This is a genomic window from Nostoc sp. XA010 (assembly GCF_020829625.1).
Classification (GTDB): Bacteria; Cyanobacteriota; Cyanobacteriia; order Cyanobacteriales; family Nostocaceae; genus Nostoc.
The window spans coordinates 180,270-192,644 of record NZ_JAIVFX010000005.1; the positions used below are offsets into that span (position 1 = coordinate 180,270).

Below are 12,375 nucleotides of genomic sequence, written 5' to 3' on the forward strand. Positions count from 1 at the left end.
ACCTCGTAAGCCTTAAATGGAGAACAAAGAATGAAAGGACGCTTTCACCCTAAAAACAATTTGACCCTCAACCCATCCGGTAACGAGTCAATTCGTGATGTGATTGACCGCGTTAGTTTGAGTCGGCGGCGGTTCATCATGACGGCTGTGGGTACGTCGGTGCTAACTGTTCTGGGCGATGTTTCTATCGGTGGCTTTCTCCAAAGTGTTGATGCAGCTCCGATTCCCAAAGGAACGGGATTTGCTGGCATAGGCTTTAAGAGCATCCCACCGAATCTACTCAACCCAGCTACAGGACTTCTGGAAAAGGATCTTGTCAGTGTTCCTGAAGGTTACACAGCAAAAGTACTGGTTGCTTGGGGAGATCCGATCGCACCTGGTGGCCCAACTTGGCTACCAGATGCCTCCCAAGATGCAGCTGCTCAAGAAAAGCAGTTTGGTATGCACAATGACGGCATGTACTACTTCCCTTTACAACCAGGGAATGTTGTTGGTCGGACAGTAAGTTCACAAGCAAGATCGTTAAGAGGCTTTTTAAACCAGCCCATCAATACTGGTCTACTGTGCGTCAACCATGAGTATACCCAAGAATCAATTTTGCATCCCGATGGTCTGGATGTAGTCACTATTGCCAAAGTACGTAAGTCTCAGGCTGCTCATGGCGTGTCTGTTGTGGAAATTTCCAAAAAGGGCAATGAGTGGAGTTTCAATCGCAATTCATCTTATGGTCGGCGCATTACGGGCAACACGGAGATGCGAGTTTCGGGGCCTGCGGCTGGCAATGCACTTTTAAAGTCAAAAAAGTTTTCAATTCAGCCAACTGGATCTGTTGACACTGGGACACTCAACGACGGCTATACCGCTTATGGTACGCTCAACAACTGCGCCAATGGCTACACTCCTTGGGGTACTTACTTGACCTGCGAAGAGAACTGGAACGGCTACTTTGCTAACTCTACAGGAGATGTAGCTGCAATTCCAGGCATCGAAAAGTCTGACATCTTAGCAGGGCAGAATCGATACGGTGTACTCAAACAGTCTAGCTATCGCTGGCCAGAAGTTGATCCACGATTCGATGCCAGCACCAACCCACTCGAACCCCATTTATTCGGCTGGGTGGTTGAGATTGATCCCTACAATCCACAAAGCAAACCAGTCAAACGCACTGCCCTTGGTCGGTTTAAGCACGAGAGCGCTCAGGTTGTTGTTGATGACAATAACCGTGTTGCTTTCTATCAGGGTGACGACGAGCGCAACGAGTATATCTACAAATTCGTTTGTGCCCAACCTTTAAATCCCGGCAATCGTGATGCTAACCGAGATTTGCTCGACAACGGTGTTCTGTACGTTGCCAAATTCAATGACAACGGTACTGGCAAGTGGATTCCTTTGGTCTACGGTCAGAATGGTTTGACACCAGAGAATGGTTTCAGAAGCCAAGCTGAAGTACTCGTTAAGACAAGACAAGTCGGTGATCGAGTTGGCGCAACCATGATGGATCGCCCAGAGTGGGTAGCTGTACGTCCTCGCATCGGCGGATATAAAGAGATTGAAGTCTACTGCACATTGACCAACAATAATCGTCGGGGCACAACTCCAGTTTCCTCCAATCAGCCAGACGGCACAACAGCAGCAAACGGTGCGCGTCCTCCCGTAAATCCTCCCAACCCACGTCCTGACAACCGTTACGGTCACATCATTCGCTGGCGCGAAGATGGACGCAGTGTTACAGCAACTACCTTCAAGTGGGATATTTTCTTTGAAGCTGGGGACAAAACTAAACCCGAACCAAATCTTCAGGGCAACATTAAAGGTGACGACTTAAGTTCACCAGATGGTCTGTGGTTCGACAACTTTGGTCGCCTTTGGATTCAGACCGACCACTCAGGCGATGGTATCGGTGATTTAGTAAACATCGGTAGCAACACCATGTCGTGTGCTGACCCCAACACCAAACAAGTTAGGCGCTTCTTGACCAGCCCTACGGATTGTGAGGTAACTGGTATTACCAGCACACCCGATGGCAAAGCGATGTTTATCAACATCCAGCACCCAGGCGATCGTGGAGATGCCTCGAATCCCACGATCGCTAGCAATTGGCCTAACAGTCAAGGTTATGGACCATCAGGTCGTCCACGTTCATCAGTGGTAGTAATTACCCGAAATGACGGTGGCGTTGTTGGTGGTCTTTAAAGACGATAGGAACAGATTCATTTAGCGATCGCTCTTTTGTCACTACAGTATCTTAAATAGTTTTAAATCACCTTAATCCTTAACCCTAAACATGGGTAAGGGTAAGGTGATTTACTTGTAGCTATTAACCCACAACTTTTGTTGCTCTCTTCTTACGTTGCATCCACAATCCCATAACAGCAGCAATAGCTGTACCACCAACAGCTAACGGTTCGGGTACTTTAGCGTAGCTTACAGTACCTACTTGTGTTGTATTTACTGATTGATCAATCAGATAAAAGTTGTTTCCTCCTACATTTGGAGTATTTGGATCACTTGCGATCGCAAACTGGTCTGCAACAAAATAGCTTAGTCCCAAAATTTCGCCATTATTAAAGCTGGCTATAGGAAAACTGTCGAAATCACTATCATCTACTTGTGTATAATTAGTACCTAAATAGTTGAATGCAACTGCTAATCCATTCTCAACTCCTAATGTCTCAAGACCTGTATTGGTTAAGGTCGAGTCATCGTATTGAAAAGAACCGAAATACTGACCGGGATTATCGCCAGATGTGGCATTTACAGTGAAACCGTAATTAACCAAGGCAGCTTGCACCGATTTAGTACCAACAGCAGCAACGGAGATGGCAGCTGCAACGGTAGCAATACCAAGATTCGTAGCTAATTTCATCAGAAAATACTCCAAAGGAAAAAAATTAATAGTCCTGTAATTCCACTTAAATAAGCTTTTAACCACTGCGTACAGGTTAAGAAATATCAAACAAAAGATTATCATTATAAAATCTTTAAGCTTCTCACGTGTATATAACTTTTCTGTAAAATAGCAATTTCACCCATCTACACAGTATCAAAAGGTTTCAAGCCTCTGACTTTAGTCCTTGTATTGTTACTGTCAAATTGTCATGAAATCAGGTGAAAATAATTCACTGAACCGTATTAGTAGTAAGTGAATATCCAAATTGGAAGCTCATAATCTTTAAAATTTTATTCAAAAGTTAGAAAAATCGGTAAAAAAGATTCTTATTCTCAATATGTATTTATTGAGGTATATCGCCTGCCCCAAAGGCGTTTATTGTCTATATCAGTAGGAGCTTAAAAGATAATGGTTATCATCCTCTCAATGAGGATAATAGGTCGATTCCAAGTTTTAGTTACCAATAAAATTATGTGTAATTAGTAACTAGTGATTAATATGATGATTACTGTAAATTGTAAATATTAATATGCTTTAATTTTTGATTTTAACAAAATCATTACCATTTCTTAAATTAAGTAAGATAGATTTTTTATGGGCATATATTTTGTGTAGTATTCATATACTTCTGAATCTAACAAAATAGATTTTAAAAAAAGATTGGTGAGTAATATTATAAAAAAGGCATGAAAAAAGTCTTTAAACATAGGCTGTTAAAAGACAATATTTGAAGATATACATTCAAAGTTGAGAGCATACTCACCACAGATACAGATGGTAAGAATGTTTGAAGCTAATACTGTACTGCAAAAAGGCTTTTGAGTAATGGTTTCACTTCAATGGTGTGGATGTGCAGATAATCAGGTAAAAGTAGTTAATAATTATCAGAAAGCAAAAACTTTGTGGATAACAGTAGGTTTACTTGCTGTTTTTTTTGTTGCTGAGTGGAGTGTGGGTTTATGGAGCCAAAGTTTATCTCTACAGGCGGATGCAGGACACATTTTATCTGATATTGCAGCTTTAGCAATATCGCTAATTGCCAGTTTTGTAGCACAAAAACCAGCTAAAAAAAAGGCAACATTTGGACATCACCGGATCGAAGTTTTAGCAGCTTTGCTGAATGGATTAGGTTTGCTGGCGATCGCTACTTTTATCATATTGGAAGCTATTCAGCGCTGGCAACATCCAGCAGCAATTTTAGGCTTACCAATGTTAGCAATTGCAGTATTAGGTTTAATCGTCAATCTACTCAATATTAATTTGCTTCATCCCCACACTCACAACGATTTAAACCTGCGAGGAGCTTTGCTTCATGTCATCGCCGATACTGCTAGTTCTGTTGGTGTAATTATAGCTGCTTTAGCAGTTCATCTCTGGGATTGGTGGTGGGCAGATGTCGCTATTAGTATAGTCGTTGCAACTTTTACGGGTTTGAGTGCTTTACCTTTAGTGCAAGAAAGTTTAAAGATTTTTTTGGAGTATGCACCGGAATCAATTGACCCTGTTGAGGTGGAAATATCTCTCCAATCTTTTCCTGGTGTTGTGCAAGTAGAAAAACTTCGCATCTGGACAATTAGCTTAAATAAGGTAATGCTTTGTGCCAATTTGACAGTTGAATGTACAACTATTCAGGAACGCGATCGCTTACTTACTAAGTTGGAAACTCACATCCGAAAAACTTTTAATATTGCTGAGATAACTTTGCAGCTAACTAGCTGTATAAAACCTTCAGCGTTACCAATTCATCCTTTATTTAACCAAGATTTAGTTTTCATGTTGTCTGCAAGTAAAAATAATTCAAACATGGAACATACGTAAATCGATAATTATGCTAATTACTACTATAATCAATCCTCCAAATGTTTGTCTGTATTGAGTTTTTAAAGAGTTTTTAAACATAATGCTTATTGGCATTTTTTCCAATTGTCAAAGCATAGCGATGTCTACGACGGGCTACGCCTACGTTGATTGCAACTCGGTTATTTACTAAAAGGTTTCCTGATCATGACTCTCATTCAAAAATCCAAAATGATTTCATTCCTGAAACAGTACAAACGCGCCTTGGCTTGGTTTATATCTGGTCTGGTTATGGCAGCTTTGTTGTTTTTAGGAACATCAAATCAACAACCAGCAACTGCCTCTGAGCAAAGTCAAGTCACAGCCTCAACTGTGCCAGATGTGACTCATACATACTCAGATTTTGGTGCTACTCATCTAGAACCAAATTTTTATCAGTATTAACGGCTAACACTTGCTCAATTAACTTTAAGGCACACTTCAATGATTTCATTTTTGCAAAAGTACAAGCGATTTCTAGCCTTTACTATGGCTAGCTTCTTTTGTACCGTTCTACTCGTATTTGGTAATTCTGTTTTTCAGCCGACTATGGCGGCTGGTAATGGAGTTAACGTAATTATCATGATTGGCGATGGTATGGGTTGGAATATGGCACGGGCCGCAGCCGTTGCCAAAGGCGCTCCTTTTTACACCAGTGGTAAAGGCTCAGGTCTGAGCTTCCAAAAGCTAAGTGGATATGGATTAGTGACTACTTACGGCACAACTATTCAGGGAAATACACCAGCCAATCCCACAGACCAGCCCCATCTAACAGGTAACTCTGCTCTGGATGGGTCTGATACACTTACCGGTGCAAGTCCTATTCGTCCCAACTTCTCGTTCCAGCCTACTCCTTTTAACCCTGGCAATCGAGCTGATGGTAATAGCCTAGAGGATGGTAATCTTGCGGGTTATGACATCAGTAAGGGCGGCCCTGTTCCTTGGGTTCCTTTGACCCCTGCTAATGCTGGTACTTATGACAAAGATTACATCAAGTACAGTTATCCCGACTCTGCTAACACAGCTACAACTCTGTATACAGGAGTAAAGAGCTTTAACAATGCGATGGGGGTAGACATTTACGAGAAGAAGTTGAAAACCATCCTAGAAATTGCCAAAGAAAAAGGTAAGTCTACAGGCTTGGTAACTTCCGTACCTATTAGCCATGCAACGCCTGGTGCTGCGGCTTCTTTTGTAAATCGTCGTAGTAAGTATGACAGTGTTTACGACCCCAGCAAGACCAACCAAGACAGCATTTTGCAACAGACATTGCTGAACTTTAAACCCAATATTTTGTTGGGTGGCGGTCATCCCAAAGATTTTGAAAATAGAGAAAGCACAAGTACAGCAGAAGGTGTCTTTAAGTATACGTATATTACAGAAGACACTTACCAGCATCTGAAGAATAATCCTACGTCCAATCGTTACGGCTATACCTTTTTGGAACGCGGCCCTAATGCAGCTAAAACACTGCTAAAAACGGCTGCTAAAATCGACCCCAACAAGGGAGGCAGATTATTTGGTCTATATGGTGCGCGTGGGCAAAATGGCAACATTCCTGTTAGTTCCTCTAAGGGAGACTATAGTTTGACAGGTCTGGATAACTTTTCTCTGTATACCTCTGTTGTCAAGCCTGGAACGCCGGATACCTGTCCATCAGGTCAGATAATAACCGGTACTGCTGGGGATTGTGTTCCTGTTATTGATGCAGCTGGTAATCCCATTGCTCCTAATGCTCCTGCACCCGATACTGTCCGTCCTCTGGCTCCCGGTGAAACTGATGCCAGCTTTATTGCTAAAGAGATTAACGAAAATCCGACTTTGGCTGATTTAACCAAAGCAGCTTTAACCGTTTTAGGGAAAGACAAAGATGGCTTCTGGTTGATGGTTGAGGGAGGCGATATCGACTGGGCTGCTCATGACAACAACATGGATAACCTGATTGGTACCATGAATGATTTTGATAAGGCAGTCGAGCAGGTCATTAGTTGGGTAGATAATCATGGTGGTTGGAGTAAGAACTTGCTACTGGTTACTGCTGACCATGACCACTATCTAACTCTAAATAATGACTTCACCTCTAAATTGACTCCCAATCCTAACCCAAATCAGGCTAAAGGCTTGAACTATAACGCCAAGGACATCACCTTTGTCAAGCACAATCCTACTGATGCTGGTCATTTCTGGGGGTCTGATCCAAATTACAAATATCTCTGGGGTAGCCATAGCCGCCGGGTTGTACCTGTTTACTACCAGGGTGCTTACGCATCAACTCTGACGCGATCGCTAGGACAAGGCTTCCAGATTACAGATAGCTCTGGTACTTATACTGTGCCTGGTGTTCGGGGCGTGGTTGACCAAAGTCATATCTTCCAAGCCATGAAAACTGCGATGGGCGTTGGCGAAGCCTCTCGGAGAGAAGCCCCGCCTTCGGCGATCACAAGTCCGTGAATTGAATACGCCGCTTCACTAAGACACTAACTGAAAAGCTTTCTGTTGCAGAGACGTGCTAACACACGTCTCTGTCTCAAAAAACTATTGCGGTATTATTGCACCTGTTCTTTTATCAAGGGAAAAAATGACTGACTCCATCTTCAAGAAGTTAGCAGCTGCAACGGTAGGAACTGCTTTGATTTTTTCGTTAGGGGAAACTATGCCGGCTCTTGCAGCAGCCCTAACTTATAATTTTTCTAATGACGATAAAACTCTCACAGGCACTTTTTCATTTGATCAAGCAGCAGCAGAAGATCAAGAAGTAACGATCGCAGAAGGTTTAAAGATTTCTGCTAGCTATGGTGGCCAGTCATACACTGAAGCCGATGATCCTTTAGCGTCAGTTTTCACCGACTTTTCGGGAACAATTTTTAACCAAGCGGGGTTAGGGTTATATTTTACACCTAGCGCTTTTAATGTCTACCGGGAAAATTTTATCAATCTAAACGATTCCATTAGTGCAGGTGTTCAGACTGTCACTTATACCAGTGTTCCAGAGCCAAGTTTAATGCTTGGATTGTCTGCATTCGGGTTGAGTTTGTTCTTGAGTAAAAAAATAACATCTCCTAAACCATCAAGCACAAAAGCTTAAATCAAATTATCACGAATAACGGGGTGGGATTATCCACCCCGCAAATTTTTAAAATTATAAAGTCTCAAAGCTCAGATTCCCAATTTTTCTAAAAAGTTAGGGAATCTTGTTATTCACATAATAATTTAGAATTGCTACATCGTTTTATTAGCATCAGACAAGAGTTAACCGTAATGTCTGGGTTTGCAGTTGATTAACCTATTACTTGTTGCATGAATAAAATATACATGGATTAGTTTAGATATAATAATGACTCATTGTTTGTTTTCCTAACTGGAGAAATTAATGGGTCGCGCCAAAAAGGTTGTCCTGGCATATTCTGGTGGAGTAGATACCTCCGTTTGCATCCCTTACCTCAAACAGGAGTGGGGTGTAGAAGAGGTGATTACCCTAGCAGCAGATTTAGGCCAGGGAGATGAATTAGAGCCAGTTCGAGAAAAAGCTCTGAAATCGGGTGCAAGTGAATCCCTCGTGGCGGATGTCAAAGACAGCTTTGTTAAAGATTACGCCTTTGGAGCGATTCAAGCTAACGCCCTTTATGAAAATCGTTATCCTCTCGGAACTGCCCTTGCTCGTCCACTGATTGCTAAGGTATTAGTCGAAACGGCTGAAAAATATGGTGCTGATGCGATCGCTCACGGTTGCACTGGCAAAGGTAACGATCAGGTTCGCTTTGATGTCTCTGTAACCGCCTTAAACCCCAACTTAAAAATCCTCGCACCAGCCAGAGAATGGGGTATGAGCCGCGAGGAAACCATCGCTTATGGTGAAAAGTTTGGTATCCCCTCACCAGTCAAAAAATCTTCTCCCTACAGCATTGATAAGAATTTGCTTGGTCGTAGTGTTGAAGCTGGTTTACTCGAAGATCCGTCATTTGAGCCACCAGAAGAAATTTATGAAATGACCAAAGCGATCGTGGATACTCCCAACGAGCCAGAGTACATCGAAATTGGCTTCCACGGTGGTATTCCGACAACCCTCAACGGTATAGCTAAAAAGCCAGTTGAACTAATTGACGAACTCAATCAGGCGGTAGGAAATCACGGTATCGGACGGATCGACATGATCGAAAACCGTCTGGTGGGCATCAAATCGCGGGAAATCTATGAATCACCTGCGATGTTAGTGTTAATTCAGGCACATAGGGATTTAGAAAGCTTGACTTTGACGGCAGATGTCACCCATTACAAGCGTGGGATTGAAGAAACTTATAGCCAAATCGTTTACAACGGTTTGTGGTACAGTCCACTCAAAGTTGCCCTAGATGCCTTTATTCAAAAGACACAAGAGCAAGTTTCTGGAACTGTGCGAGTGAAGTTGTTCAAAGGCAACTCTACGATAGTTGGGCGTTCGAGTGATAATTCTCTCTATACTCCCGATTTGGCAACCTACGGAGCCGAAGATCAATTTGATCACAAAGCTGCTGAAGGCTTTATTTACGTTTGGGGACTACCGACTCGCATTTGGTCGCAGAAAATTAAAAGTTAAGATTTAGGAGTTAGGAGTTAAGAAAGCAAAATACAAAAAGTAAAAAAATAACTTTTTACTTTACTCCTAACTCCTCACTTTTTACTCCTCACTACTCGCTTCTTTTACTTGGCGAGACTCTAACCACAGGGGCACAATAATTAAGGCAGCCAATATCAGTAAGGCTGCGATCGCAAATTGACCCACCCAAGCAACCAATTGCTCTAAAGAGACAATTTTGCCAGCAAAGAAAGCCAATGTCACCATCAAACTAGCCCAAGCAACTGCTCCTAAAAAGTTGTATAAAAAGAATTTTCCAAAGGGCATTTCAGCTATCCCAGCTAGTGGTGCAGCAAAAACTCGTAACAATGCCAAAAAACGTCCAAAAAATACTGCTTTAGCAGAATTTTGACTAAATTGATCTTTAATAGTCACCAGCCGCACTTCAGAAATCCGAAATATGCTAGCAACTTTTACCAGAAAAGGCCAACCGCTAGCTCTACCAATCCAGTAGCCACAAGTGCCGCCAATTACAGCACCCATAATTGCATCACCGAGAACCAGCCAGAAATTCAGTTCATCACTGCCAGCTAGAAACCCGCCTACTAAGGTCACGGTTTCACCAGGAAGGGGAATGCCTAAATTTTCTAGCAAAATTCCTAAAAAAATTGCCCAATACCCGTAAGTGTGGGCGACTTCCTGGATATTTTCTAGTGAAATCAGCTCTAAAGACATTCCGCACCACCGTCTTTACAAATTTTTACTTTTATTATATCTTTCTTTGCTTGTTTATCCGCGTGGTGTCAATTAAACCGCTAATTGAACCATTAGTTTAATTCTTGATAATCCATAAATTAGAATTTATGGCAACTATTAATTTTTGACTATTAAATATGCATTTTTAGGGGTTAATACCACAAGTTCATAATTTATTACAAAAAAAATAAAATATTTATAAAAAAATTATAAATATCCAGTTAAATGATGAAAATCTCGTAAAAGATACGGTTGATACCGAAATTGTTAGGCGTTTATGCCTATATTGATAAAAGTTATCACAAATTATACGGCATGAATACTGAAATAATCTTTCTCAACTACACGGCTGTATTTACCCAAATACCAGGGTAAAACACTAGTTTTGCTGGTGAAAGAGAAAAGGTATTGATGTATTTTTTCAATTTTTTGTCAAGTATTCCAACTACCCTGTTAAATTTATGATTCTCACACAAGAACTTCAAGTTATTTTGTTTAAACCCCAATCAAGCATAGATTTGGAAGGCGGTAAGACTTTGAGTGAACAGATGGCTAGAGTAGTGCCCCAAGCTCATCAACTCTGGGTTATCGACCTAGCAGAAGTTAATTTCATGGACAGTTCTGGATTAGTCCCCTTAGTAAAAGGGTTGAAAGCTGCACGTCAGAGTGGCTGTCGCTTGGTTCTATGCAACGTGCAAGCTCCTGTACGGTTAATTTTGGAACTTACCCAACTAGATTCAGTGTTTGAAATTTTTCCCACTTACGAAGACATTTTTACTACCGTTAAAGATAAAAGTCTGGTGCTAGCAGCCTAAATAATAAATCTACCTATAGGTGGATGGTGGAGTCAAGCAATATTTGCGTTTTTTCATATTCTCCAAGAGAACAGTCTGGTGCTAGCAGGCTAATTTTCTTTTTTTCTAGAGAAGAATGTTGAGGGAAACTCATGGCTTCGACGTAGTTAATATTAATAAGCAGATGAATGAACCTGCTTGTTGAAAACCATCTACTAGTGCGTCAAGTTTAAATTGATGGATAAGCAAATTTGTAGAGAAGGCGCTAGCCTCTCCCATGAGCGACTAACTTTCCCGTTGGCTAAGAACTTTAGTCCTGATGTTCTAAGGACGCTTTGTGTTTACTACAAACCGTCAAAACTATCTTAGACATTGTATGACCTAAAGTAGTGAAGTAAGAATTAACCAAAATCGGTCAAAACAATGCAATTATTTGTGAGACTCCCCAGCTTTTGAAATTACTCTGAGCTAATTGTTCTATAACCAACTTACACTAGTGCAAAAAAGCATAAGGTAAGAAAGATTATACTATCAGCCTTTGCGTTATTTATAACTCCATAGTTTTTATTTATCGTAAATCAAAGGCTTTAAGAACGTTACATTTACATATAAGTAGGTGGACGCTAAAAAATACAACTAGATTAAGAAATGTAAATCGCTTAAAAGCTTATATTCAAAGCGTTTCTGGCGTTTTACATAAGTTTATACAATTCGGTTTAATTGTGCCTACCTACTTAGCATAGGTTTCAGTCAGGGTTTAAATTCCAGTCTGAAATGTCTTTAATTTTGAATTGTTAATGCCTTGGTCTACTAGTTGGATGTATCCAAGACACTTTTTTTGGCAATTTTTTACCTGTTAGATTCCAGTATAATGATAAACTTTAGGCGTTCTGGGGAGTCGAAATGTTAGTTTCTTCCGATGCTGGGCGGGGAAAATTTGGCAAATCAATGCCACTGTGACTAGCATTGCGAGTTTTGAGTGCTAAACGGTAACTCACACTTTGTAGTTCTGCTTGTAGTTGGCGGTTTTCCCGTTGTAGCATTGCTACCTTTTCTCTCACTGGCGTCATCCGTTCTTCAAACTTCCGCCGATAAATTTGAGGTAACTCTTGTACTACTTGCTCCAACATCCGAGTGCGATCGGTGAGTTCTTGAACTGACTGTCGCAATTGGTAAATTTCGGAGTCACGAGTTGTAATTTGCTCTTGGTAGAACGCCACTTGCTGCTCTACAGCTTGAAGTTGTTCTTGTAAAGCCTGTAACTGGGTCGTGTCGCGCTCAATATCCGGCTGCTGAGGCATAAAACTAGTGTTACCCTTTACCAGCCGGAATAGTTCTTGAGATAGTTGTTGTACTAAGGAATCACGAAGTTGCAACTCTTGGCGTAGTTGCGATACTTCCGTAGAGAGAACTTGAATATTGGGTGTATCAGATTGGCTCACAGTAGCTTACAGCTCCCATTCAGAATCTTGTCCACTCTTAGGTATAACTGCGGGAGTACTACCTTTGGCAAGTATTTGTTAATGTAGCATTCCCAAGCAAGTCAT

Annotated in this window: 10 protein-coding genes; 7 read left to right on the forward strand and 3 right to left on the reverse strand. The window is 41.3% G+C overall.

Annotation, left to right across the window (positions count from 1 at the left end):
• Positions 1-30 precede the first annotated feature (30 nt).
• The gene (locus tag LC608_RS10020) at positions 31-2,193 is read left to right on the forward strand and encodes a PhoX family phosphatase (RefSeq protein WP_229553394.1); all 2,163 of its coding nucleotides are present in this window, start codon (positions 31-33) and stop codon (positions 2,191-2,193) included.
• A gap of 124 nt (positions 2,194-2,317) precedes the next feature.
• On the opposite strand, the gene LC608_RS10025 is transcribed toward LC608_RS10020, so the two are convergent.
• Positions 2,318-2,866, reverse strand: coding sequence for a PEP-CTERM sorting domain-containing protein (locus LC608_RS10025; protein ID WP_229553395.1), 549 nt, complete (start codon positions 2,864-2,866; stop codon positions 2,318-2,320).
• A gap of 849 nt (positions 2,867-3,715) precedes the next feature.
• On the opposite strand from LC608_RS10025, the gene LC608_RS10030 reads away from it, so the two are divergent.
• The 5 genes from LC608_RS10030 to LC608_RS10050 all read left to right on the forward strand — a co-directional run bounded on the left by LC608_RS10030 (position 3,716) and on the right by LC608_RS10050 (position 9,299).
• A complete protein-coding gene (locus tag LC608_RS10030) occupies positions 3,716-4,708 on the forward strand; it encodes a cation diffusion facilitator family transporter (protein WP_229553396.1) in 993 nt (330 codons plus the stop codon).
• Between the two features lie 210 nt (positions 4,709-4,918).
• Positions 4,919-5,131 (forward strand): hypothetical protein, encoded by a 213-nt coding sequence (locus LC608_RS10035; RefSeq protein WP_229553397.1) that lies wholly within the window; start codon positions 4,919-4,921, stop codon positions 5,129-5,131.
• Between the two features lie 39 nt (positions 5,132-5,170).
• A complete protein-coding gene (locus tag LC608_RS10040; RefSeq protein ID WP_229553398.1) occupies positions 5,171-7,177 on the forward strand; it encodes an alkaline phosphatase in 2,007 nt (668 codons plus the stop codon).
• A gap of 127 nt (positions 7,178-7,304) precedes the next feature.
• Entirely contained in the window at positions 7,305-7,811 is a 507-nt protein-coding gene (locus LC608_RS10045) for a PEP-CTERM sorting domain-containing protein (RefSeq protein ID WP_229553399.1), read from the forward strand.
• Positions 7,812-8,096: 285 nt separating this feature from the next.
• Positions 8,097-9,299, forward strand: a complete 1,203-nt coding sequence (locus tag LC608_RS10050; protein ID WP_229553400.1) for an argininosuccinate synthase — start codon at positions 8,097-8,099, stop codon at positions 9,297-9,299.
• An 81-nt stretch (positions 9,300-9,380) separates the two neighbouring features.
• On the opposite strand, the gene LC608_RS10055 is transcribed toward LC608_RS10050, so the two are convergent.
• A complete protein-coding gene (locus LC608_RS10055) occupies positions 9,381-10,013 on the reverse strand; it encodes a DedA family protein (RefSeq protein WP_229553401.1) in 633 nt (210 codons plus the stop codon).
• Between the two features lie 482 nt (positions 10,014-10,495).
• Between LC608_RS10055 and LC608_RS10060 the strand changes: the two genes are divergently transcribed.
• Positions 10,496-10,849 carry an STAS domain-containing protein gene (locus LC608_RS10060; protein ID WP_229553402.1) on the forward strand — a complete coding sequence of 118 codons (354 nt, stop codon included), beginning with the start codon at positions 10,496-10,498 and terminating at the stop codon, positions 10,847-10,849.
• Between the two features lie 860 nt (positions 10,850-11,709).
• Here the strand turns inward: LC608_RS10060 and LC608_RS10065 are convergent.
• Entirely contained in the window at positions 11,710-12,270 is a 561-nt protein-coding gene (locus LC608_RS10065; RefSeq protein ID WP_229553403.1) for an Npun_F5560 family protein, read from the reverse strand.
• Positions 12,271-12,375: the final 105 nt, after the last annotated feature.

Coding starts and splice junctions, on each gene's coding strand:
- LC608_RS10050 (WP_229553400.1), top strand. CDS start 8,097: ATGGGTCGCGCCAAAAAGGTTGTCCTGGCATATTCTGGTGGAGTAGAT.
- LC608_RS10030 (WP_229553396.1), top strand. CDS start 3,716: ATGGTTTCACTTCAATGGTGTGGATGTGCAGATAATCAGGTAAAAGTA.
- LC608_RS10055 (WP_229553401.1), bottom strand. CDS start 10,013: ATGTCTTTAGAGCTGATTTCACTAGAAAATATCCAGGAAGTCGCCCAC.
- LC608_RS10060 (WP_229553402.1), top strand. CDS start 10,496: ATGATTCTCACACAAGAACTTCAAGTTATTTTGTTTAAACCCCAATCA.
- LC608_RS10045 (WP_229553399.1), top strand. CDS start 7,305: ATGACTGACTCCATCTTCAAGAAGTTAGCAGCTGCAACGGTAGGAACT.
- LC608_RS10035 (WP_229553397.1), top strand. CDS start 4,919: ATGATTTCATTCCTGAAACAGTACAAACGCGCCTTGGCTTGGTTTATA.
- LC608_RS10040 (WP_229553398.1), top strand. CDS start 5,171: ATGATTTCATTTTTGCAAAAGTACAAGCGATTTCTAGCCTTTACTATG.
- LC608_RS10025 (WP_229553395.1), bottom strand. CDS start 2,866: ATGAAATTAGCTACGAATCTTGGTATTGCTACCGTTGCAGCTGCCATC.
- LC608_RS10020 (WP_229553394.1), top strand. CDS start 31: ATGAAAGGACGCTTTCACCCTAAAAACAATTTGACCCTCAACCCATCC.